Source organism: Streptomyces sp. NPDC003036, assembly GCF_040611175.1.
Lineage (GTDB): Bacteria > Actinomycetota > Actinomycetes > Streptomycetales > Streptomycetaceae > Streptomyces.
Genome location: NZ_JBEXNO010000006.1, coordinates 102835 through 125039, shown reverse-complemented (window position 1 = coordinate 125039; position 22205 = coordinate 102835). Strand labels below are relative to the sequence as shown.

General features: G+C 74.6%; 19 protein-coding genes. 9 read left to right on the top strand and 10 right to left on the bottom strand.

What is annotated here, in order from left to right:
- Positions 1-18 precede the first annotated feature (18 nt).
- Both ABZX67_RS06640 and ABZX67_RS06635 read left to right on the top strand, forming a co-directional pair.
- The gene (locus tag ABZX67_RS06640; RefSeq protein WP_355355529.1) at positions 19-885 is read left to right on the top strand and encodes a hypothetical protein; all 867 of its coding nucleotides are present in this window, start codon (positions 19-21) and stop codon (positions 883-885) included.
- A 58-nt stretch (positions 886-943) separates the two neighbouring features.
- Positions 944-1645 (top strand): copper homeostasis protein CutC, encoded by a 702-nt coding sequence (locus ABZX67_RS06635; protein WP_355355527.1) that lies wholly within the window; start codon positions 944-946, stop codon positions 1643-1645.
- 60 nt (positions 1646-1705) lie between these two features.
- On the opposite strand, the gene ABZX67_RS06630 is transcribed toward ABZX67_RS06635, so the two are convergent.
- The gene (locus ABZX67_RS06630) at positions 1706-3724 is read right to left on the bottom strand and encodes a UvrD-helicase domain-containing protein (protein WP_355355525.1); all 2019 of its coding nucleotides are present in this window, start codon (positions 3722-3724) and stop codon (positions 1706-1708) included.
- A gap of 260 nt (positions 3725-3984) precedes the next feature.
- On the opposite strand from ABZX67_RS06630, the gene ABZX67_RS06625 reads away from it, so the two are divergent.
- Positions 3985-4134 (top strand): hypothetical protein, encoded by a 150-nt coding sequence (locus tag ABZX67_RS06625; protein WP_355355523.1) that lies wholly within the window; start codon positions 3985-3987, stop codon positions 4132-4134.
- Here the strand turns inward: ABZX67_RS06625 and ABZX67_RS06620 are convergent.
- Positions 4121-5791 (bottom strand): DNA repair helicase XPB, encoded by a 1671-nt coding sequence (locus ABZX67_RS06620; RefSeq protein ID WP_355355521.1) that lies wholly within the window; start codon positions 5789-5791, stop codon positions 4121-4123. The genes ABZX67_RS06625 and ABZX67_RS06620 overlap by 14 nt on opposite strands.
- A 165-nt stretch (positions 5792-5956) precedes the next feature.
- On the opposite strand from ABZX67_RS06620, the gene ABZX67_RS06615 reads away from it, so the two are divergent.
- Entirely contained in the window at positions 5957-6190 is a 234-nt protein-coding gene (locus ABZX67_RS06615; protein ID WP_355355519.1) for a hypothetical protein, read from the top strand.
- 48 nt (positions 6191-6238) lie between these two features.
- On the opposite strand, the gene ABZX67_RS06610 is transcribed toward ABZX67_RS06615, so the two are convergent.
- Together ABZX67_RS06610 and ABZX67_RS06605 are read right to left on the bottom strand one after the other, a co-directional pair.
- Positions 6239-6385 (bottom strand): hypothetical protein, encoded by a 147-nt coding sequence (locus tag ABZX67_RS06610; RefSeq protein WP_355355517.1) that lies wholly within the window; start codon positions 6383-6385, stop codon positions 6239-6241.
- A gap of 403 nt (positions 6386-6788) precedes the next feature.
- Entirely contained in the window at positions 6789-9311 is a 2523-nt protein-coding gene (locus ABZX67_RS06605; RefSeq protein ID WP_355355515.1) for a helicase C-terminal domain-containing protein, read from the bottom strand.
- A gap of 41 nt (positions 9312-9352) precedes the next feature.
- Here ABZX67_RS06605 and ABZX67_RS06600 point away from each other — a divergent pair, with 41 nt between their 5' ends.
- Positions 9353-10258, top strand: a complete 906-nt coding sequence (locus ABZX67_RS06600) for a hypothetical protein (RefSeq protein ID WP_355355513.1) — start codon at positions 9353-9355, stop codon at positions 10256-10258.
- Positions 10259-10302: 44 nt separating this feature from the next.
- Positions 10303-10968, top strand: coding sequence for a haloacid dehalogenase-like hydrolase (locus ABZX67_RS06595; RefSeq protein ID WP_355355511.1), 666 nt, complete (start codon positions 10303-10305; stop codon positions 10966-10968).
- Here ABZX67_RS06595 and ABZX67_RS06590 read toward each other — a convergent pair.
- Complete coding sequence (locus ABZX67_RS06590; RefSeq protein ID WP_355355509.1) at positions 10923-11195, bottom strand: hypothetical protein; 273 nt, start codon at positions 11193-11195, stop codon at positions 10923-10925. The two genes, ABZX67_RS06595 and ABZX67_RS06590, sit on opposite strands and share 46 nt — an antisense overlap.
- Positions 11196-11355: 160 nt before the next feature.
- Here ABZX67_RS06590 and ABZX67_RS06585 point away from each other — a divergent pair, with 160 nt between their 5' ends.
- The gene (locus ABZX67_RS06585; protein ID WP_355355507.1) at positions 11356-11739 is read left to right on the top strand and encodes a cold-shock protein; all 384 of its coding nucleotides are present in this window, start codon (positions 11356-11358) and stop codon (positions 11737-11739) included.
- A gap of 78 nt (positions 11740-11817) precedes the next feature.
- Here ABZX67_RS06585 and ABZX67_RS06580 read toward each other — a convergent pair whose 3' ends face one another.
- The 4 genes from ABZX67_RS06580 to ABZX67_RS06565 are packed head-to-tail and all read right to left on the bottom strand — an operon-like array spanning position 11818 to position 15325.
- Positions 11818-12645, bottom strand: coding sequence for a 1,4-dihydroxy-6-naphthoate synthase (locus ABZX67_RS06580; protein ID WP_355355671.1), 828 nt, complete (start codon positions 12643-12645; stop codon positions 11818-11820).
- Between the two features lie 2 nt (positions 12646-12647).
- Positions 12648-13421, bottom strand: coding sequence for a futalosine hydrolase (locus ABZX67_RS06575; protein WP_355355505.1), 774 nt, complete (start codon positions 13419-13421; stop codon positions 12648-12650).
- Between the two features lie 2 nt (positions 13422-13423).
- A complete protein-coding gene (locus ABZX67_RS06570; RefSeq protein WP_355355503.1) occupies positions 13424-13909 on the bottom strand; it encodes a DUF2771 domain-containing protein in 486 nt (161 codons plus the stop codon).
- 27 nt (positions 13910-13936) lie between these two features.
- Positions 13937-15325 carry an MFS transporter gene (locus ABZX67_RS06565; RefSeq protein ID WP_355355501.1) on the bottom strand — a complete coding sequence of 463 codons (1389 nt, stop codon included), beginning with the start codon at positions 15323-15325 and terminating at the stop codon, positions 13937-13939.
- 264 nt (positions 15326-15589) lie between these two features.
- Between ABZX67_RS06565 and ABZX67_RS06560 the strand changes: the two genes are divergently transcribed.
- Both ABZX67_RS06560 and ABZX67_RS06555 read left to right on the top strand, forming a co-directional pair.
- Positions 15590-16513, top strand: coding sequence for a DUF3027 domain-containing protein (locus ABZX67_RS06560; RefSeq protein ID WP_355355499.1), 924 nt, complete (start codon positions 15590-15592; stop codon positions 16511-16513).
- 99 nt (positions 16514-16612) lie between these two features.
- On the top strand, positions 16613-19717 hold the full coding sequence (locus ABZX67_RS06555; RefSeq protein WP_355355497.1) for a molecular chaperone Hsp90: 3105 nt from the start codon (positions 16613-16615) through the stop codon (positions 19715-19717).
- 22 nt (positions 19718-19739) lie between these two features.
- On the opposite strand, the gene ABZX67_RS06550 is transcribed toward ABZX67_RS06555, so the two are convergent.
- Entirely contained in the window at positions 19740-22202 is a 2463-nt protein-coding gene (locus ABZX67_RS06550; RefSeq protein WP_355355495.1) for an HAD-IC family P-type ATPase, read from the bottom strand.
- Positions 22203-22205: the final 3 nt, after the last annotated feature.

Genomic DNA, 22205 nt, shown 5'->3' with positions numbered 1-22205 from the left:
CGTACCAAGGAGTCGGTCATGCACACCGGAGTGAAGATCACCGCCTTCGCGGCGGCACTCGCCGCGACGTTCGGCACGGCGTACGGCGTCGGCAAGGGCGTCGACCCGGTCGTCGCGCCCGCCGCCCATGGCGGACACGCGGCGGCCCCCGACGCCGGAGCGGCGGCGTCCGTGCCCGGCGGGCTCCAGGTCTCCGAAGCCGGGTACACCCTCGCCCTGGAGCCGTCGGCGCTCACCGCGGGCGCGCCCGGCGAGCTGCGCTTCGCGATCACGGACGCGCACGGCCGCAAGGTCACCGCGTACGAGCGCGAACACGGCAAGGAGCTCCACCTCATCCTCGCCTCGCGCGACCTCACCGTGTACCGGCACCTCCACCCGGTGCGCGGGGCCGACGGCACCTGGTCGGCGCCGGTCGAGCTGCCGAAGGCCGGCGACTACCGCGCCTTCGCCGACTTCACGCCCGCGCCGCCCGTCGGGGGCAAGGGTCGGGGCAAGAGCCTGACCCTCGGGGCCGACCTCGCGGTCGCGGGGGCGTACCGCCCGGCGGCGCTCCCCGCGCCGAGCCGGGTCGCCGAGGTCGACGGCTACCGCGTCGAGCTGAGCGGAACTCCCGCACCGGGGCGCCCGGGCGAGCTGACGCTGCGCGTCACCCGCGGCGGCACGCCGGTGACGGACCTCCAGCCCTACCTGGGCGCGTACGGGCACCTGGTCGCGCTGCGCGCCGGGGACCTCGCGTACCTCCACGTCCACCCGCACGAGGGGCCGGCCGGGCCGGAGGTGTCGTTCACGGCGACGGCGCCGAGTTCGGGCGCGTACCGCCTCTTCCTCGACTTCCGGCACGAGGGGAAAGTCCGTACGGCTGCTTTCACGGTGCACGCGCATTAGGCTGGTCAATGGACTAGACCTGTCTGCCGGAGCATCGAGGAATGGAGTCCCAGTGAGCGTGAGCAACCGTGCACTCCTGGAGGTGATCGCGCTCGACGCGGACGACGCGATCGCCGCCCAGGCGGGCGGGGCGGACCGCCTCGAACTGGTCACCGACATGGCCGCGGACGGGCTCACCCCGTCCCGCGAGACCTACGGCCGCATCCGCGCCGCCGTGGACATCCCGCTGCGCGTGATGCTGCGCCTCGCGGACGGCTTCGCGGCGGGCGACGTCGACGCGCTGGTGCGGGTGGCGCGCGAGATGCGCGCGGAGGGCGCGGACGAGTTCGTCCTGGGCTTCCTGGACGCCGCCGGACACGTGGACCTCGTCACCGTCGAACGGCTGGTCGCGGAGCTGGAGGGGTGCCGGTGGACCTTCCACCGCGCGCTCGACCGGGCCGCCGACCGCGACACCGCGCGCAAGCAGCTCGCGGACCTGCCGGGCCTCGACACGTACCTGACCGCCGGCTCGGCGGCGGGTGTCGACGAGGGCCTGCCGACGCTGCTCGCCGAAGCGGCGGCGGCCCGGCGCGACGAGCCCGGGTACGCGCCGACCCTCCTGGTGGGCGGGGGCCTGCGGCTGGAGCACGTACCGGAGCTGCTGGCGGGCGGGGTGACGGGCTTTCACATCGGCGGGGCGGCGCGACCGGCGGGGTGGTCGGGCCCGGTGTCGCCGGCGGCGGTACGGGAGTGGCGCGCGGCGCTGGACGCGGGGGCGTAGGGGGCTTCTGCCTCCGGGGCTCGTCCGGGGGCTGGGCCCCCGGACGGCCGGGTGGCCCGCTCAGTCCGCCAGCTGCTCCGGCAGCTCCGCCGCGTGCACCACCGTCAGGCCCGAGACCGCGCGGGTCAGGGAGACGTACAGGCGGCGCAGGCCCGTGCGCTCGTCGGGTTCGGCGTCGACGATGGCCGAGGGCTCGTCGAGGACGACGTAGTCGTACTCGAGGCCCTTCGCCAGCGAGGCCGGGACCAGGGTGAGGCGGGAGTCGGGGGTGGTTTCCTCGCCGGGGGCGAGGCAGGACAGGCCCGCCTCGGCGAGGGCGCGGGCCAGCGGTTCGAGGCGGGCGTCCGCCGCGATGAGGCCGACCGAGCCCTCGTGCTCCAGGGCGGAGAAGCACGCCGACACGACCGCCGGCGTCGCGTCCGGCATGTGCCGGATCTCCAGGGAGCCCGGCGCCTCGCGGACCGACCGGACCTCCGCGAGGCCCGGCGCGATGTGCGGCAGGAGCCGTGACGCGTACGCGATCACCTCGCGGGGCACGCGGAAGCCGGCCGTCAGCTCCTCCACGGCGGCCTCGGGTTTCCCGAGGTGCCGCAGGGCGTCCGCCCAGCTCGCCGTCGCCCACGGGGTCGTGCCCTGCGCGAGGTCGCCGAGGACCGTCGCGGAGCCCGTCGAGCAGCGGCGCCCGACCGCGCGGTACTGCATGGGCGACAGGTCCTGGGCCTCGTCGAGCACCACGTGGCCCAGGGAGTGCGTGCGCTCCACGAGGTCGGCGGCCTCGTCGACGAGGACCGCGTCCGCCGCCGACCACTGCGCGGACTTCACCGAACGCGGCGGCTTCGGCCACAGGACGGCCTTCTGCTCCTCGGCGGACAGCAGTCCGTCCGCGTGCGCGGCGAGGAAGTCGGCGTCGGACAGCAGCCGGTGCACCAGCTTCGCCGGCTCGACGACCGGCCACACCTCCTTGACCACGGCCTTGACGGCGGCGTTGCGCGCCACCGCGTCCTGCACGCGGTCGTCGGGGGCCTCGCCCGCCTGTTCCATCCGGACCAGCACCGCGTGCGCGATCCGCTGCGGGAGGGCCTCGCGCGCCGCGCCGTAGCGGATGTCGCGGTCCAGCAACTCCCGCACCATCTCCTCGAGTTCGTACGCGGGGACGCGCCAGCGCCGGGAACCCCGTACGACCATCAGCGGCTCCGTCGGCAACGTGACGTGCGCGTACAGCGCCCGCCGCAGCACCTCCGCCATCCGGGCGTCGCCCTTCACCACGGCGGCCGCGGCGTCGTCGGCGCCCCGCACCTCCACGCGCGTGCCGACCAGGTCGTCGACGGTCGTCTGCCGCACCTCCAGCTCGCCGAGCGCGGGCAGCACCTGCTCGATGTAGTGGAGGAAGGAGCGGTTCGGGCCGATGACGAGCGTGCCCGTACGGGCGAGACGCTCCCGGTGCGCGTACAGCAGGTACGCCACCCGGTGCAGACCGACCGCCGTCTTGCCCGTCCCCGGGCCGCCCTGCACGCACACCGTGCCGCCGAGCCCGGACCGCACGATCTCGTCCTGCTCCGGCTGGATCGTCGCCACGATGTCCCGCATCGGGCCGACGCGCGGGCGCTCGATCTCCGCCTGGAGCAGCTTCGACGTGCGCTCGGCCTCGTCGGGGTCGGAGAGGTGCTCGTCCTCGTACGCGGTGAGCTCGCCGCCCGTGTAACCGAAGCGGCGCCGCAGCGCCACGTCCTGCGGGTCCTTCTTCGACGCCCGGTAGAACGGCTGCGACACCGGCGCACGCCAGTCGACGACCATCGGGTCGCCGTCCCCGTCGTGGACGTGCCGCCGCCCGATGTAGAAGCGCTGGCCCTCCTGGGTGCCGGGCAGGTAGTCCAGCCGCCCGAAGAACAGCGGGGTGTGCGAGAGGTCCGCCAGCGCCTTGATGCGCTGCTCGATCTGCGCCTCCAGGACGGCGGCGTTGACCCAGTTCGCGGTCACGTCGGTGATGTCGAGCGCCTCGACGTCCTCGCGCATGGCGCGCAGGGCGGCGCGGGAGGCGGCGAGGTGGGCCCGTTCGCGGGCGAGCGGGTCGGTGGGCATGGCGGAGCCTCCGCAGGTCGTACGGGTGGGTCGGCGGGGCCGTCCGGTTGCCGACCGGACGGAGGCGCTCCACGAAGGGGAGGCGGGCAAGGCGGAGGAGTCTAACCACCGCGGGGCGGCCCCTCCACCGAATTACGAGCCGCCCTACGACCCGTAGGGGATGCCGGGCGATGCCCTATGCCTGGAGTCGTACGCGGGCGGCGGCCCGGTTCGCCCTGCGGACCGATGTGCCGCGCGCGTACGGAAAGGATCCTGGAGACATGACCACAGTCACGTACATCCACGGCCGCTCGGGGCCTGTCGGCAACGCCCTGCGCGCGATCAAGGTCTTCGCGGCGGCGGCGCTCGAGGTCGTCCTCCTCGGCGAGTACGCCGAGGAGGCGGAAGCAGCGGGCGTCAGGCGTCGCTGAGGTCGGGGTCCGCGTCGCGGTCCCGCAGCAGCTCGTCGGAGTCGACGATCCGGTACGCGTACCCCTGCTCCGCGAGGAACCGCTGCCGGTGCGCCGCGAAGTCCTGGTCGATGGTGTCCCGGGCGACCACCGAGTAGAAGGTGGCCTTGTGCCCGTCGGCCTTCGGCCGCAGCACCCGGCCCAGGCGCTGTGCCTCCTCCTGGCGGGAGCCGAAGGTGCCGGACACCTGGATGGCGACCGTCGCCTCCGGCAGGTCGATGGAGAAGTTCGCGACCTTCGACACCACCAGCACGCTCAGCTCGCCGTTCCGGAACGCGTCGAAGAGCTTCTCGCGCTGCGCGTTCGACGTCTCGCCCTTGATGACCGGCGCGTCCAGGTGCTCGCCCAGCTCGTCCAGCTGGTCGATGTACTGGCCGATGACCAGCGTCTGCTGGCCCCGGTGCTTCTCGACCAGCGCCTCCGTCACCTTCCGCTTCGTCGCCGTCGTCGCGCAGAAGCGGTACTTCTCCTCCGTCTCGGCGGTCGCGTACGCCAGCCGCTCCGCGTCGGTGAGGTTGACGCGCACCTCGACGCAGTCGGCGGGCGCGATGTAGCCCTGCGCCTCGATCTCCTTCCACGGCGCGTCGAACCGCTTGGGCCCGATCAGCGAGAAGACGTCCGACTCGCGCCCGTCCTCGCGTACGAGGGTCGCCGTCAGACCGAGGCGGCGGCGCGCCTGGAGGTCGGCGGTGAACTTGAACACGGGCGCGGGCAGCAGGTGCACCTCGTCGTAGACGATCAGGCCCCAGTCGCGGGAGTCGAAGAGCTCCAGGTGGGGGTAGATGCCCTTCCGCTTCGTCGTCAGCACCTGGTACGTGGCGATGGTGACCGGACGGATCTCCTTGCGGGTCCCGCTGTACTCGCCGATCTCGTCCTCGGTAAGGGAGGTGCGCTTCACCAGCTCGTGCTTCCACTGGCGCGCCGAGACCGTGTTGGTGACCAGGATCAGGGTCGTCGCCTTGGCCTGCGCCATGGCCCCCGCCCCGACGAGCGTCTTGCCCGCGCCGCACGGCAGCACGACGACACCCGAGCCGCCGTGCCAGAAGCCCTCGACGGCCTGCTTCTGGTACGGGCGCAGCGCCCAGCCGTTCTCGTCCAGGTCGATGCGGTGCGCCTCGCCGTCGACGTAACCGGCGTGGTCCTCGGCGGGCCACCCCAGCTTCAGCAGCGTCTGCTTGATCTGCCCGCGCTCGGAGGGGTGCACGGCGACCGTGTCGGGGTCGATGCGGTCCCCGACCAGCGGCTGGACCTTCTTGGACCGGAGGATCTCCTCCAGGACCGGCCGGTCGGTGGTGGTCAGCACGAGCCCGTGCGTGGGGTGCTTGACCAGCGTCAGCCGCCCGTAGCGGGCCATCGTCTCGGCGACGTCCACGAGCAGCGCGTGCGGCACGGGGTAGCGGGAGAACTCGACGAGCGCGTCCACGACCTGCTCGGCGTCGTGCCCGGCGGCCCGGGCGTTCCACAGGCCGAGCGGCGTGACGCGGTAGGTGTGGATGTGCTCGGGGGCCCGCTCCAGCTCCGCGAACGGCGCGATGGCACGGCGGCAGGCGTCGGCCTGCTCGTGGTCGACTTCGAGCAGGAGTGTCTTGTCGCTCTGGACGATCAGTGGTCCGTTCACGCCTCACCCTTTCCTGGCGTCCTGGCGGTTCTGGCCGCCGTCTGGGGGAACGGCCAAACATCCAGTGTTACGCATCGGCGGAGCAAGCGGGGTGAGTAGTCGCGCGGCCACGGATGAGTACGGGCGCGGGTGGGGCGTACGGGGCCGGGGCGGTGGGATGGAGTCATGCGACGAAGCCGGCCCCAGCCCGCCCCGAACCCCTTCCCGCCGCACCCGCTCCCCGTCGTGCCGGTCCCTCCGCCGCCGCGCGCTCCGTACGACCGGCACTGGTGGGTGCCGCCGCTGGCCTTCACGGTGCTCGCCGTGGTGCTGCTGGTCGTGTGCTCGGCCCCGCTGCGGGAGGGCGGGGAGTGGAACCCCTTCGCCGTCGGCTACCTGGTGCCGCTGGGGATGCGCTGATCGTCTTCTTCGTCATGCTGCTCACCGGCAACGTGACGGCGTGAGCGGTCAGAGCATGATGCTCTGGATCAGGGGGCCTTCGATCTGGAGGTCGCTCAGCGGGCCGCTGATCGGCGGGAGGACCGTGCCGGCGGCGACGGTGAGGGTGAGGAAGACGGTCACGGCCGTCAGAGTGAGGGTGAGGCGGCGGATCACGGCGGGTCCTTTCACCGGGGACACGGGGGACACGGGGAACGGCGGGGACAGCGGACGGGCCCGCACCGCGATGGAGTCGGTGGGGCCCGGCCGCATGGGTCGGGGTGGTCAGACGACGCCGAGCGCGCTCGCGAAGTCGATGGTGATCGCGGCGGCGGGCGCGGTGAGGGCGGAGAGGAAGGCGGCGGTGGTGAGCAGGACCGTGGTGACGCGACGCATGGGACTACCTCTTTCCTTGGTGCCTGATTCCCGTCGTGGCTGGGGCATGTGACCGGGAACGCCCCCTGGCTGCCCGTGCCACGCCGAGAGGATGCGGAAAGTCCCCCGGGGGTGCGGATCCGCTCACCCCGGAGTGGTAATCCGACCAGCGCGGCGCATGATCGCCGCCGGGCCGCTCAAACGGTCAGAGCTGGTCGTCCGCCACTTCCGCCACACCCGTGATGCGGTGCAGCGGGTACGTGCGGACTTCGTCCGCCGTGTGGTCGTACGCCGTGACGAAGCCGCCCTCCACCCGCACCGGGGCGATGACGCGCTGGCTGGCGGCGCCGTCGGCGTTGACGTAACCGATCCAGACGGCGGAGCCGGTGAGGGCGGCGGCCTGGACGGTGGCGAGGGTCTCGGCGGCCGAGGTGCGGGGCAGCTCACCGCCGCGCCGCTCCCGGTCCTGGTCCTCGCCCTGGTCCCTGGTGTCCTTGCGCACCACCGACGACGCCTGGTCCCCGGCCCGGATGGCCCGTACGGCCGCGCCGAGCAGGGTGGCGTCCGGCACCGGCGGGCCGTCCGGGACGGGGGCCGGAGGTGTCCGGGGCGGGGTGCGGCGGGCGTGGGCGCGGGTGACCAGCACGTCTCCCTCGGCCGACTCGGCGGCCGGCGCGAAGCCCATGGACCGCAGGCCCTCCAGCAGCGCCGCCGGATCGGCCTGCGCGGCCAGCACGGTGGGCGCGAGGCGCCGCAGCCGCAGGGACGCCGACCGCTTGTCGGCGAGGATCTCGCCGAGGACGGCGTCGTCGTCGCAGCGCACGTACGCGGAGGCGGCGCCGACGCGCAGGTGGCCGTGGCGGCGGGCGACGTCGTCGATGAGGTACGCGAGCGGCTGCGGCACCGGCGTGCGGGAGTGCGCGGCGAGGAAGGCGTGCAGGTCGGCCGCCGCCTGCCCGGAGTCGAGCGCGCGGCGCACGGAGGCGGGCGTGAAGCGGTACACGGTGGCGCCGCCCTTGGACTCGACGTCCGCGACCACGGCGAGCATCTCGGCGAGGGGCCGCTGGAGAGGACCGGGGGCGACGGCGGTCAGGTCCGCCTGGAGCAGCACGTGGTCGACGGGCTCGGGCAGCAGCGGCGCGAGCAGCGCGGCGGCCCGCACGGCCCCGGCGGCGGCCTCCGCGACGGAGATCCCGCCCTCCGCCGTACCTCGCGACTCGGGAGACGGGGCCTCGGGCAGCAGCGCGCGGCCGTGCGTGGACAGTGCGCCCCGGCCCGTCACGCCCAGCATCTCCGCCTCCGTCAGGGCCCACCGCGCCAGGCGGGCGCGCAGGTCCGTCCCGGACGTGGCGGCGCCGCGCAGCGGGCGTTCCCAGCGCAGGCGGGCCAGCAGGGTGTCCGCGTCCGGGGACGCCCCGGCGGGGAGCTCCGCCAGCAGGGCCAGGACCCGGCGGCGTACCTCAGGGGCCGCGCCCCGGTCCAGGTCGGGGCCGAGCGCCGAGAGCGCACGGCCCTTGGCGTCCTGGCCGCCGACCAGGCCCGGCGTGCGGGTCGCGGGCAGCCACGCCGCCAGCAGCCGCCCCCACCGCTCCGGGGACGGCAGCTCGAGCCACTCGTCGAACGCGGGCGTCGGCGCGTACCGCTCGTCCGCCTCGCCGTCGGGGGCGATGAGCCCGGCCGCGTACGCGAGCTCCACCCAGAAGGCGGCCACCGGCTCCGACACGTCCAGCGCGACGGCCGTCCGCTTCAGGTCCCGTACCGAGAGGCCGCCCGCCCGCAGCACGGCCGGACCGCCTTCGTTCCACTCCTTCAGCAACTCCTCGACGGTCGCCAGCGCCGTGTACGCCTGGCCCGCCGCCGTGTTGTCCACAACCTGTGGACGGTGTTCGACGGCCGGCGCGATCACCGGCGGCACCGGCTCCGGCGTCCGGTGCGCCCGCCCCCCGCGCAGGTGCAGCGCCGCCTCGCGCGGCAGCACCACCGTGCGCGCGGTCGCCGGCAGCAGCAGCCCGCGCTCCCGCAGCCATCGCACCGGCGGCGCCGGGTGCGGCGTGACCTCGCCGTACGGCGGCCCCCACACCAGGCGGTCCAGCACCGCCAGCGCCTCCATCGGAGCCGTGTCCAGCAGCGCGCCCATCCGGTCCCGGTCGGTGAACAGCGCCGTCAACGCCGCCACCGCGGACACCGGATCGTGTGTCGTCGGCAGGCCGGCCGCCGCGAGGATCTCCTGGAGCCGCCCGGGGGACATCCCCGCCGTCGCCTCCGCGACCGTCGGGCCGAGCCCGGTGGGCGACGCGTGCTGCGACGACGGCGCGAGCAACTCCCGTGCCGTGCGCACCAGTCGCAGCCGCTCGTCGTCGCCCCACACCAGCGCCTGGTCGCGCAGCACTCCGACCGCGCCCGGCAGCGCCGCCTCGACGGCGGGGTCGCCCTCGTCGCCCGCCATGAGGGCGAGCAGGACGGAGTACGGCGCCGGGTCCGGCGCCACCGCCAGCGCCTCGGCCGTCTGCAACGCGAACCGGTCCAGCCGCTCCAGCGCGCGGACGACCGAGGCGCGCGTACCGGCGCGCGTGGCGAGCTGGGTCAGGTCGTTCGGTACGGGTACGAGCAGATCCGGCCGAGCGCGCAGCAGCACGGCCAGACCCTCGTCACCGCGCGCGCGGAGCGCCTCCGCGAGGGTGCGCGGAGCCGCCGTGACGCCCTTGCCTTCGTTGCCATCGGTCCCCATCCGCACCACGTTAGCCCCTGCGCGCACGCTAACGTCGGGACGTGGGGATCGAGAGCGACCAACTGGTCTTCGACTACCTGAGCCGGGTCGGTGACCTGGCCCAGCGGCAACAGCTGCCCTCCCAGGCGAGGATGAGGCTCGTGGCGTCGCTGCGCGGCGAGATCGAGCAGCGGCGGGCGAAGAGCGACAGCCCGGAGGCGGTGCGGCGGATTCTGACCCGCCTCGGCACGCCGGACGAGGTGGTGGCGGCGGCGTCCTCGGGGCAGCTGTCGGTACCGCCGCAGCGGACGGCGAAGCCGGAGGCGGCCGGGTCCGGGGCCGGGAGTCCGCATCTGGCGGGCATGGACGAGGTCGGGTCCGGCGACGTCCAGCCGGACTGGTGGCGCGTGGAGGACGTGCCGGCGGGCTTCCACGGCGGGGTCGAGATCCCGGAGATGCTGAAGCCCCCGCCCGCCGAGGCCCCTGAGGTCCCCGGTGCTTCCGAGGCGCCGGCTGCTCCCGAAGCCGCAGCCCCGCCGGACAAGGGCCGCCGCTTCCCGCGCCTGCGCCGCCGTACGCCCCCGGCAGCGGCACCCGCCCCCGAGGCCGTACCGGCGCCCGCGCCCGCGCCGGCCCGGCTGCGCAACCCGTTCCTGCTGCTCGCCGCCGTGCTCCTCCTCGCGGGCGCGGCCCTCGGCTCCTGGTACCCGCTCGCGGGCGGCTGGCTCCTCGCGTACGGCTCGCGCCGCCTGAGCCGTACGGAGGCGAAGTGGGCGGTCATGGGGCTGCCGGGCGTGGTCGCGGCGGGCGCGGTGGTGTGGCTGTGGGGGCGGACGGAGGGGCGCTGGGGCGATCCGATCGCGCAGGGGGCGATGGGCGAGGCGGTGTCGGAGACGTGGCCCTGGGTGGTGCGGGGCGCGGCCCTCGCGTCGGCCCTCTTCCTGATCTGGCGCTCCCGCCGCGCCTGATCCCGCCCCGCGGGCCGGGTGGCCGGAAGCCGCCGCCCGGCACAATGGCCCCCATGCACTCAGCCCCGCACGCGCCGCTCACCGTCGGCTTCGACCTCGACATGACGCTGATCGACTCCCGTCCCGGCATCCACGCCGCCTACCGGGCGCTCTCCGCCGAGACCGGTGTGTGGATAGACGCCGACCTGGCCGTCACCCGCCTCGGGCCGCCGCTCGAACAGGAGCTGGCGCACTGGTTCCCGGCCGACCGGGTTCAGGAGATGGGGGACCGCTACCGCGCGCTCTACCCCGCGTACGCGATCGAGCCGACGCGGGCGATGCCGGGCGCGAGGGATGCGATTCAAGCCGTTCGCGCGGCGGGCGGCCGGGCCGTCGTCGTGACCGCCAAGCACGAGCCGAACGCCAAGCTCCACCTCTCCCACCTCGGCATCGAGCCCGACGCGGTCGTCGGCTGGCTGTGGGCGGAGGCCAAGGCGGAGGCGCTGCGCGAACACGGCGCGAGCGTGTACGTCGGCGACCACACCGGCGACGTGCGCGGCGCGCGCACGGCGGGTGCGCTCGCCGTCTCCGTACCCACCGGTCCCTGCGACGCCGAGGAGCTGCGGGCGGCCGGCGCGGATGTCGTCCTGGAGGACCTGACGGCCTTTCCGGCCTGGTGGGAGGCTTACAGGGCGGGCTTGGCCGCCGAGTCCGCCGCCGACCTCGCCTGACGGCGCTGCGCCGCGATCGAGCGCAGCACCCCGGCCGCGGCGAGGGCGAACCCGACGCCCATCAGCATGCACACGGCGTACGCCACGGGCGGGAACGGGTCCGTGCCCAGGAAGAGGGGCGCCACCGTGACCAGGGTGGCGATGGCGCCGACGATGAAGACGATTCCGCCGGTGCGGACGAGGCCGTCACCGGGGGCGGCGCTGCTCGCAGGGGTTTCACTACGCATTCGGCCAGGGTAGTTCCCCGGCCGGAGGAACAAATCAGAGACGTCTTGTCACCCTGCCCAAGACCATTAGCCTTGGTCTCGGCGGGTCGAACGACCCGCTGTAGTGCTATCCAGAGCCATTTCGTGGCGTCAGACATCGAGTACGAGGACGAGGACAGACGTGCCTACCGGCAAGGTCAAGTGGTTCAACAGCGAGAAGGGCTTCGGCTTTCTCTCCCGCGACGACGGCGGCGACGTCTTCGTGCACTCGTCGGTGCTCCCTGCCGGGGTGGACGCCCTCAAGCCCGGCCAGCGCGTGGAATTCGGCGTCGTCGCAGGTCAGCGCGGTGACCAGGCGCTTTCCGTGATCGTCCTGGACCCGACCCCGTCGGTCGCGGCCGCGCAGCGCCGCAAGCCGGACGAGCTGGCGTCCATCGTCCAGGACCTGACGACGCTCCTGGAGAACATCACCCCGATGCTGGAGCGGGGCCGCTACCCCGACAAGGTCCACGGCAAGAAGATCGCGGGCCTGCTGCGGGCGGTCGCCGACCAACTCGACGTCTGAGCTTTTCTGCGGCCCTCGCACCGCTTCGCGGGCTTCGGGCCGCCGCGCCGGCCTCCGGCCGTCGACGTGGGGCGAAGGTCAGACGAACGTGAGCGCGTCCGGGCCGAGGGGCGGCACCAGCCCCTCGGCCGCCGCGCGGGTGAGCAGGCCCCGCACCGCCGCGTAGCCGTCCTCGCCGAGGCCGGCCGTGAACTCGTTGACGTACAGCCCGATGTGCTGATCGGCCACCGCCGGGTCCATCTCCTGGGCGTGCTCGAGTACGTACGCACGCGACGCCTCGGGGTCGTCCCAGGCCATCCGGACCGAGGTCCGCGCCGACTCGGCGAGCAGCTTCAGGGTCTCCGCGCCCAGGGAGCGCTTGGCGATGATCGCGCCCAGCGGGATGGGCAGGCCCGTCGTGGACTCCCAGTGCTCGCCCATGTCGGCGAGGCGGTGGAGGCCGTAGTTCTGGTACGTGAAGCGGGCCTCGTGGATGACGAGCCCCGCGTCGACCTTGCCGTCCCGCACGGCCGGCATGATCTCGTGGAACGGCATCACCACGACCTCGCCGACCCCGCCCGGGACGACGTCCGCCGCCCAGAGACGGAACAGCAGGTACGCCGTCGAGCGCTCGCTCGGCACCGCGACCGTCCTGCCCGCGAGCTCCGTCCCCGGCTCGCGCGTGAGCACCAGCGGGCCGCAGCCCCGGCCCAGCGCGCCGCCGCACGGCAGCAGGGCGTACTCCTCCAGCACCCACGGCAGCACCGCGTACGACACCTTCAGGACGTCGAGCTCGCCGCGCTCGGCCATGCCGTTGGTGACGTCGATGTCGGCGAAGGTCACGTCCAGCGGGGGCGCGCCCGGGACGAGGCCGTGGGCCCAGGCGTGGAAGACGAAGGTGTCGTTCGGGCAGGGCGAATACGCGATCCTCACAGGTCCTCCAGGAAGACGGTGGTGCCGAGCAGCTCGAACGCGTACCGCAGGGAGTCCATCGCCCGGCCGATCTGCCAGGCGGCGCGGTCGCGCGGGCCGACGGTGTTGGAGACGGCGCGGAGCTCGACGACGGGCACGCCGTGCGCGGCGGCCGCCTCGGCGACGCCGAAGCCCTCCATGGCCTCCGCGCCGGCCCCCGGGTGGCGGGCGACCAGCTCGGCGGTGCGCTCGGCGGTGCCGGTCACCGTCGACACGGTGAGGACCGGTGCGACGACGTGCCGCTGCCCGCCCGCGCGCAGGGCGGCGGCGATGCGCGCGGTCAGCCCGGCGGGCGGCAGGTGGGTGGAGCGGCCGAAGCCGAGCTCGTCGAGGGTGAGGTAGCCGTCGGGCGTGTCGGCCCCCAGGTCGGCGGCGACGATCGCGTCCGAGACGACGACGGCCCCGAGCGGCGCGTGCGGCGCGAAGCCGCCGCCGATTCCGGCGGAGACGACGAGGTCGTACGCGTACGGGGCCGAGGCCAGGGCGCTGGTGGCCCCCACGGCGGCGGCCGCGGGCCCGACCCCGGCCGCCACGACGTCCACGACGGCGCCGGGGGAGGCCGCGGGTGAGCCTCCGGGGGCCGGGACGCCGTACAGGCCGTCCCGCCGCCAGGGGGACACCGTGTGGCCCGACGGCAGGCGGCGCGGCGGGCCCGACGGGGCGAAGCCCGCCAGGCCGCGGGTGACGGCCTCGGCCTCGGCCGGGACCGCCGTCACGACGAGGACGCGCAACGTCAGGACGTGGCCTTCTTCAGCTCGAAGTGCCAGATGCCCGTCAGCTTCTTGCCGGTCGTCTCGACGATGCTGATCTGCGCGGTGTTGGACATCTCGCCGGTCTGGCTCGACAGGAAGGCGTTCGCCGGAATCGTCCGGTACGTCTTCTTGAAGGGCTCCTGCTCGGCCTGCTGGCCGCCGATGAAGAGCGTCCAGCCGTTCTCGGCGATCTCCGGGTCCACGCCGAAGCGGATCCGGTCGTCCAGAGCGACCTCGATGGTCTTGCCGGACTTCTTGTCCAGGCACTTCTGGATCTCCGACTCCTTGATCGGCTTCCCGTCGTTGTAGCAGGTCGCCTCGGCGTGCACGGAGTCGGACCCGACCGTCACGGTCGCGAGCGGGGTCGGCTTTTCGCCGCAGGCGGAGAGGACGAGGAGTCCCGCGGAGACGGCACCGAGAGCGACGCCGGCCCGGCGGGCCCTACCGGAAATGAACGCAACGGTCATGGCTCGAAGGCTATACGCCACCCCGCATCACGCCACGCGGGGGTGCGGCGTGCCGCCGTGCCGGGCGGCCGACAGCAGGCCCCGTACCGTGATCAGCGCCCCGGCCGCGAGGATCGCCGCGGCGACGGACATGCCCAGGGAGCCGTTCAGCGGCAGGGCGATGCCGATGGCCCCGCCCACCACCCACGCCATCTGCAGCAGCGTCTCGGAGCGGGCGAACGCCGAGGTACGCACCACCTCGGGCACGTCCCGCTGGATCATCGCGTCGAGCGACAGCTTCGACAGGGCCTGCGACAGGCCGGCGATCGCCCCGAGGACCGCCACCGCGACGCCGCCGAAGAAGACCGCGGCGACGACCGCCGCCGTGAGCGCGAGCGTCAGCATGGTGGCGACGATCACCTCGGGCGCGCGGGCCCGCAGCCACGCGCCGACCGCGGTGCCGCAGGCGTTGCCGACGCCCGCCGCGACGCCGACGATGCCGAGCGAGACGGCCGCGCTCTGCCCGGACAGCGGGTGCTCGCGCAGCAGGAAGGCGAGGAAGAAGATCAGGAAGCCGGAGAGGGCGCGGTGCGCGGCGTTCGCCTGGAGGCCGTGCAGGACGGACGGCCCGACCGTGCGCAGGCTGGGCTTGCGCTCGCCGTGGGTCAGAATGTGCGCCTTGCGCTCGCCGCGCGCCGAGTCCACCTTGTGCGGCATCGACATCGCCAGGAACGTTCCTCCGACGAAGAGCACGCACGCCCCGTACAGCGGCCACTGCGGACCGATGAACTGGAGCCCGGCGCCGACGGGCGCGGCGACCCCTGTGGCGAGCAGCCCGGCCAGCGTCACGCGCGAGTTCGCCTTCACGAGCGAGAAGCGGGGTGGGAGCAGGCGCGGCACGACGGCGCTGCGGACGACTCCGTACGCCTTCGACGCGACGAGCACGCCGAGCGCGGCCGGGTAGAGCTCCAGGCCGCCGGTGGCGACGGCGCCGGACATGGTGAGGGCGAGTACGGCGCGGGTGAGCATCGCGCCCGCCATGGCGGCGCGGCGGCCGTGCGGGACGCGGTCGAGGAGCGGGCCGATGACGGGGGCGAGGAGCGTGAAGGGCGCCATCGTGATGGCGAGGTACAGCGCGACGCGGCCGCGGGCCTCGTCGGTCGGCACGGAGAAGAAGACGGTGGAAGCGAGCGCGACGGTGATCATGACATCACCGGCGCCGTTGAGGGCGTGCAGCTCGATCAGTTTGCCGAGGCCGGATTCGCCCGCGCCCTGCGCGTGCGTGGCCCGGCGGATGCCGCGCGCGGTGCCCGTGAAGGGCAGGTGCATGGCACGGCCGATCCGCCCGGCCGCCCTGCGGAGCGGCCCGGCACCGTCGGACGCGTCGGAGGACGACCTCGCGGCTGCCACCCCGTCATAGTGCCCCACGTGCCACATCGATGAACCGGTATGACGGCTACTTGGGGCGGGCAGGTGGGCGGCGGGCGGCGGAGGGGGTAGCGTGCGTAGCGCGCCACCGGCGGCTGTTCTCGGCCGCGCGCCTCTTCGGCATCCCGCAGAATGGATGACGATAGGTGTGCCCGGGAAACGGAAACGTCGGGCGCGGACGTCGATGCGGTCCTCCGGTCCGCTCCGCCCGCCGCCCAACATCGCGACTCGGCCGGCGCATCTGTGAGACGGCGTAGGAGAGAAGCGAGACCTGTGAGTGCTGCGACGACGCGAAGCCGTACTGCGCGTACCCCCGCCCCGGACCGGCTGTGCGCGGAGGCGGTAGACCTCGCCAGGGAGGCGGCCGAGGAGGTCGCCGCCCCGGGCGTCGTCGGGGAGCACGCCGGCGTGGTCGCGGAAGGTGACCGGGTCGTCACGCACTTCTTCGCGAGCCACGAACCCGGCTACCGCGGCTGGCGGTGGGCCGTCACGGTCGCCCGCGCCTCCCGCGCCAAGAACGTCACCCTCGACGAGGTGGTGCTGCTGCCGGGCTCCGACGCCCTCCTCGCCCCCGAGTGGGTGCCGTGGAGCGAGCGCCTGCGGCCCGGGGACCTCGGGCCCGGCGACCTGCTGCCCACGGAGCAGGACGACCTGCGCCTGGAGCCCGGCTACACCGGCGAGGACGAGCCGCCGCCGAACTCCCCGGTCTCCGAGGAGGTCGCGGAGCTGGCCGCCGCCGAGGACGCTGATTTCGTCTCCCGTACGCCCTCCCGGGGCGCCATCGCGGCCGTCGCCGAGGAACTCGGCATGCGCCGGGCGCGCGTGCTGTCGCGGTACGGGCTCCACGTCGCGGCCGACCGCTGGGAGGAGTCCTTCGGCGCGAAGACCCCGATGGCCCAGGCCGCTCCCGCCTCCTGCGCGAGCTGCGGCTTCCTGGTGCCGCTGGGCGGTTCGCTGCGGCTGGCGTTCGGCGTCTGCGCCAACGAGTTCTCCCCGGCCGACGGGCGCGTGGTGTCCCTCGGGTACGGCTGCGGCGGCCACTCCGAGGCCGCCGTCATGCCGAAGCCGCCGCGCCCCGCGCCGCCGGTTCTCGACTCGATGGGCGCCGACGCCTTCCCGCTGCGCCCGGCCCACGACCAGGGCTCCGTCCCGGCGACCTCGCCGGACGCCGCCTCGGAGGACCTGGGCCACAGCTAGGGCCCGGCCCAACAAGATCCCGGTCGCTCTCACGCGGTACCTTCGGGCCCCGTACAGGCACAGTCCACGAGAGCGGAGCACGACGTGAGCGTGAGGGCCATGGCGACCGAAGGCGCGGCCGACCCGTTCGGGACCGCCCGGTTGCGGCGCGGGGTGCTCGACGCCTGGGGCGCCGCGCCCGCGCGGTTCCGGGAGGACGCGAACGCCGAGGAGGACCTGGCGCTCGGGGGCTACCGGGACCGCCTGGTGGTGGAGCTCGCGCAGAACGCCGCCGACGCCGCCGCCCGCGCGGGCGTGGCGGGACGGCTCCGGCTGACGCTGCACCCGGCGGACCCGGCCGGCGACGGCCGCGCGGTGCTGGTCGCCGCCAACACCGGCGCGCCCCTCGACGCGACGGGCGTCGAGTCGCTGTCCACCCTGCGCGCGTCCGCCAAGCGCGAGGGCCACGAGAGCGCGGTCGGCCGCTTCGGCGTGGGCTTCGCCGCCGTGCTCGCGGTGAGCGACGAGCCCGCGGTGGTGGGCCGCCACGGCGGTGTGCGCTGGTCGCTGCGCGAGGCGCGCGAGATGGCGGCCGACGCCGCCAAGGCGAGCCCGGGCCTCGGGGACGAGCTGCGCCGCCGCGACGGCCACGTGCCGCTGCTGCGCCTGCCGCTGCCCGCCGAGGGCACCGCGCCCGGGGGCTACGACACCGTGGTGATCCTGCCGCTGCGGGACGCGGCCGCCGTGGACCTGGTCGAGCGGCTGCTCGCGGGCGTCGACGACGCGCTGCTGCTGACGCTCCCGGGCCTCACCGAGGTGGTCGTGGAGACGCCGGGCGGCAGCCGCGTCCTGACCCGTACGCGGCGGGACGGCTACACGCACATCGAGGACAGCGCCGGCGGAACGCACCGCTGGCGGACCGTCAGCCGGCAGGGGGCCATCGCGCCCGACCTGCTGAAGGACCGACCGGTCGAGGAGCGGCTGCGGCCCCACTGGTCCCTCACCTGGGCCGTGCCCGTGGACGAGGAGGGCGCGCCCGTCCGGCCCCGTACCGCGCCCGTCGTCCACGCGCCGACGCCGACCGACGAGCCGCTGGGCATCCCCGCGCTGCTCATCGCCTCCTTCCCGCTGGACACCACGCGCCGCCACCCGGCGCCGGGGCCGCTGACCGACTTCCTGGTGCGGCGGGCTGCCGAGGCGTACGCCGAACTGCTCGCCGACTGGCGGCCCGTGTCGACGGGGACGATCGACCTCGTGCCGGGCCCGCTCGGCAAGGGCGTCCTGGACGGCGCGATCCGGGGCGCGGTGCTGGAGCTGCTGCCGCGCGTCGCGTTCCTCGCCCCGGCGGCCCCGTCGGAGGAGCTCCACGCCCTGCGCCCCTTCGAGGCGGAGGTCGTGGAGGGCGCGGGCGCCGACACCGTACGCGTCCTGGCGGAGGTCCTGCCGACGCTGCTGCCGGCCGGCCTGGAGCGCCGGACCGAGCTGCGCGCGCTGGGCGTGGCGCGGCTGCCGCTGGGCGAGGCGATCGACCGGCTGGCGGGCGTGGAGCGGGCGCCGGAGTGGTGGCACTGGCTGTACGAGTCCCTCGCGGGCGTGGACCCGGACCGGCTGACGGGTCTGCCGGTGCCGCTGGTCGGCGGGCGTACGGCGATCGGGCCGCGCCAGGTGCTGCTGCCGCTGCCGGACACCCCGGTCGACCTGACGCGCCTGGGCCTGAAGGTGGCGCACCCCGACGCCGCGCACCCCGTCCTGGAGAAGCTCGGCGCGGTGGCGGCGACGCCCCGCGCGGTGCTGACCACGCCCCAGGTGCGGGCGGCGGTGGCCGCCTCGCTGGATGCCGAGGACGTCTGGGACGAGGAAGCAGGCCTGGACGCGGACGAGCTCGCGGACGCCGTCCTCGCGCTCGTACGGGAAGCGGGCCTGGAGCCCGGCGACGAGCCGTGGCTGGGCGCCCTGGCGCTGCCGGACGAGGACGGGGAGCTCGCGCCCGCGAGCGAACTGGTCCTGCCGGGCAGCCCCTTCGCCTCGGTCATGCGCGAGGACGAACTGGCCCTGGTGGACGCGGAGCTGGCGGAGCGCTGGGGCGAACAGCCGCTCGCCGCCTGCGGGGTGCTGGCGAACTTCGCGCTCGTACGGGCCACGGACGTCGTGCTCGACCCGGACGAAGTGGAGCCCCGCGAGGGCGACTTCCCCGAGCCGGACGACGTCGGCCTGCTCGACGCCGTCGACGTGTGGTGCGAGGACGTCCTGGACCGGCTGCCGGACACGCCCGTGCCGCCGGTGGCGACCGAGATCGTGGCCGTACGGGACCTGGACCTGGTCGACGACGACGCCTGGCCGCAGGCGCTCGCGCTGCTCGCGCAGCCGCCGCTGCGGGACGCGCTCACGCAGCGGGTGCGGATCCTGCTGCCGGACGGCACGACCGAGACCGTCCGCTCCTACACGGCGTGGTGGCTGCGCGGCCACCCCGTGCTCGACGGGCGCCGCCCGGCCGGGCTCCGGGCCGCCGGGGCCGACCCGCTGCTGGAGGGCCTGTACGACGCGGTCGACACGACGGGCTTCCAGGACGCGCAGGTGCTGCGCGCCCTCGGCGTACGGACCTCGGTCGCGGCGCTGCTGGAGGAGCCGGGCGGCGCGGCGGAGCTGCTGGCGCGCCTCGCGGACCCGGACCGCGAGGTGGGCGCGGCGCAGCTGCACGGCCTGTACACCGCGCTCGCGGACCTCGACCCGGAGCAGGTGTCGCTGCTCCCGGACGAGCTGCGCGCCGTGGTCGACGGCGAGGTGCGGGTGGTGGACGCGGCCGAGGCGCTGGTCGCGGACGCGCCCGACCTGCTGCCCCTCGCCGGGGGCCGGGCGCTGCTGCCGGTGGCCCCGTCGCGGGCGGCGGAGCTGGCGGAGCTGTTCCAGGTGCGGCGGCTGAGCGAGGCCGTGGACGCCGAGGTGACCTCGGAGGGCGAGGTCCACGACGTACCGGAGTCGGTGCACGCCCTGCTCGGGCCGGGCACCCCGGAGACGTACGTCGAGCACGAGGAGCTGCGTGCCGGGGGAGTGGAGCTGGACTGGCTCCGGGCCCCGGACGGCACGGTCCACGCGTCCACGCTGGAGGGCGTGGCGGCGGGCCTGGCCTGGGCGGCGGGCCAGTGGCCGCGCCGCTTCGAGGTGGCGGCGCTGCTGGAGGACCCGTCGCGCACGGAGGAGCTGGCGCGGGACCGCTGGTTCGACTGAGTACCCTGCCCGGCGGCCGGGCCTAATCGGCCGTCGCCGGGATCTTCCGCGACACCCACCGCCACGCCAGCTCCAGCACCGCCGCGCCGAGGGCGGCGATGGCGACGGCGGCCCACGGCATCGTCGTGCCCACGAGCTTCAGGGCGAAGAAGTCCTGGAGCCAGGGCACGACGAGGACGACGAGGAAACCGAGGCCCATCGTCGCCACGAGGCCCACGCGCCACCAGGTGTAGGGGCGGGCGATGATCGCCAGCACCCACAGGGACACCAGGAAGAGGGTGAGGGTCGCCGCGCTGGTCTCGGCGGCGAGCGCCCCCTCCCCGCTGTAGTGGGTGCGGGCCAGCAGGTAGGTGGCGAAGGTGGTGGTGGCGGCGACGAGGCCGGCGGGGATCGCGTACCGCATGACCCGGCGTACGAAGTGCGGCTGGGCCCGCTCCTTGTTGGGCGCGAGGGCGAGGAAGAAAGCCGGGACGCCGATGGTGAGGGTGGACAGCAGCGTCAGGTGGCGGGGCAGGAAGGGGTACTCCACCTGCGAGCACACCACCAGGATCGCCAACAGCACCGAGTAGACCGTCTTCGTCAGGAAGAGCGTGGCGACGCGCGTGATGTTGCCGATGACCCGCCGCCCCTCCGCGACGACGGACGGCAGGGTGGCGAAGCTGTTGTTCAGCAGCACGATCTGCGCGACGGCTTTCGTCGCCTCGGAGCCGGAGCCCATGGAGACGCCGATGTCGGCGTCCTTGAGGGCGAGGACGTCGTTGACGCCGTCGCCCGTCATCGCGACCGTGTGCCCGTGGGCCTGGAGCGCGCCGACCATGTCCCGCTTCTGCCGCGGCGTGACCCGCCCGAAGACGGCCCCCTCGTCCAGGGCCGTGGCCATCTCCGCCCGCTCGGCGGGCAGCCGGCGCGCGTCGACGGCGCGGTCGGCGCCGTCCATGCCGAGCTTGGCGGCGACGGCGCCGACGGAGACGGCGTTGTCGCCGGAGATGACCTTGGCGGCGACCTTCTGGTCGGCGAAGTAGGCGAGGGTGTCGGCCGCGTCGGGCCGCAGCCGCTGCTCCAGGACGACGAGGGCGGCGGCGCGGGCGGTGGAGGCGACCTCGGGGTCGTCCAGGGCGGCGGTGACGCGGGCGAGGAGCAGGACCCGCAGGCCCTGGGCGTTGAGGTCCTCGATCGCGTCCAGGACGGGGTCGCCGTCGGGGAGCAGCACGTCGGGCGCGCCGAGCAGCCAGCTGCTGGTGCCGTCCGGCTCCTGGAAGGCGGCGCCGCTGTACTTGCGGGCGGAGGAGAAGGGCAGCGCCTGGACGCAGGTCCACCCGCCGTCCGCCTCCGCCGGGTAGGCGTCGATGATCGCCTGGAGGGAGGCGTTCGGGCGCGGGTCGGACGCGCCGAGGGCGCCGAGCACCTCGCGGACGTACGTCTCGTCGTAGCCGTTGAGCATCCGCAGCTCGGTGACGTCCATGCCGCCCTCGGTGAGGGTGCCGGTCTTGTCCAGGCAGACGACGTCGACGCGCGCGAGCCCCTCGATGGCGGGCAGCTCCTGGACGAGGCACTGCTTGCGCCCGAGCCGGATGACGCCGATGGCGAAGGCCACGGACGTCAGCAGCACCAGCCCCTCCGGCACCATCGGCACGATGCCGCCGACCGTCCGGGCCACGGACTCCTTGAGGTCGGTGTCCTTGACGACGAGCTGGCTGATGACGAGCCCGATCGCGGTCGGGACCATCATCCACGTCACGTACTTCAGGATCGTGGAGATGCCGCTGCGCAGCTCGGAGTGGACGAGCGTGAAGCGGGACGCCTCCTCGGCCAGCTGCGCCGCGTACGCCTCGCGCCCCACCTTGGTGGCGGTGAACGCCCCGCCGCCCGCGACGACGAAGCTGCCGGACATGACCTGGTCGCCGGGCTTCTTCACGACGGGGTCGGCCTCGCCGGTCAGCAGAGACTCGTCGATCTCCAGGTTGTCGGCCTCGGCGACCACGCCGTCGACGACGACCTTGTCGCCGGGACCCAGCTCGACGCAGTCGCCGAGCACGATCTCCGAGGTGGACAGCCGCGCCGCGACCCCGTCGCGCCGGACGGTGGGCTTGGCCTCGCCGATGACGGCGAGCCCGTCGAGGGTCTTCTTGGCGCGCAGCTCCTGGACGATGCCGATGCCGGTGTTGGCGAGGATGACGAAGCCGAAGAGGCTGTCCTGGATCGGCGCGACGACCAGCATGATCACCCACAGCACGCCGATGATGGCGTTGAAGCGGGTGAAGACATTGGCGCGGACGATGTCGGCGGCGGAGCGCGAGGAGCGTACGGGTACGTCGTTGACCTCGCCCCGCGCGACCCGCTCGGCCACTTCGGCGGCGGTCAGCCCCTCGGGCCGGTGCCGCACGGGAGGCGCCACCGGGTGGACGGGGTCGAGCTCCGCCCCGGCGTCGATGACGGGTGCCCCCGGCTCGGGGCCGTCGGTGTCGATCTTCGCCCGCTGCGTCATGTC

What these genes read in the sequence shown, in the direction of transcription:
- ABZX67_RS06640 (WP_355355529.1), top strand. Translation starts at nt 19, where the DNA reads ATGCACACCGGAGTGAAGATCACCGCCTTCGCGGCGGCACTCGCCGCG.
- ABZX67_RS06630 (WP_355355525.1), bottom strand. Translation starts at nt 3,724, where the DNA reads ATGCCCACCGACCCGCTCGCCCGCGAACGGGCCCACCTCGCCGCCTCC.
- ABZX67_RS06625 (WP_355355523.1), top strand. Translation starts at nt 3,985, where the DNA reads ATGACCACAGTCACGTACATCCACGGCCGCTCGGGGCCTGTCGGCAAC.
- ABZX67_RS06615 (WP_355355519.1), top strand. Translation starts at nt 5,957, where the DNA reads ATGCGACGAAGCCGGCCCCAGCCCGCCCCGAACCCCTTCCCGCCGCAC.
- ABZX67_RS06605 (WP_355355515.1), bottom strand. Translation starts at nt 9,311, where the DNA reads ATGGGGACCGATGGCAACGAAGGCAAGGGCGTCACGGCGGCTCCGCGC.
- ABZX67_RS06595 (WP_355355511.1), top strand. Translation starts at nt 10,303, where the DNA reads ATGGCCCCCATGCACTCAGCCCCGCACGCGCCGCTCACCGTCGGCTTC.
- ABZX67_RS06590 (WP_355355509.1), bottom strand. Translation starts at nt 11,195, where the DNA reads ATGCGTAGTGAAACCCCTGCGAGCAGCGCCGCCCCCGGTGACGGCCTC.
- ABZX67_RS06570 (WP_355355503.1), bottom strand. Translation starts at nt 13,909, where the DNA reads ATGACCGTTGCGTTCATTTCCGGTAGGGCCCGCCGGGCCGGCGTCGCT.
- ABZX67_RS06565 (WP_355355501.1), bottom strand. Translation starts at nt 15,325, where the DNA reads ATGTGGCACGTGGGGCACTATGACGGGGTGGCAGCCGCGAGGTCGTCC.
- ABZX67_RS06555 (WP_355355497.1), top strand. Translation starts at nt 16,613, where the DNA reads ATGGCGACCGAAGGCGCGGCCGACCCGTTCGGGACCGCCCGGTTGCGG.
- ABZX67_RS06550 (WP_355355495.1), bottom strand. Translation starts at nt 22,202, where the DNA reads ATGACGCAGCGGGCGAAGATCGACACCGACGGCCCCGAGCCGGGGGCA.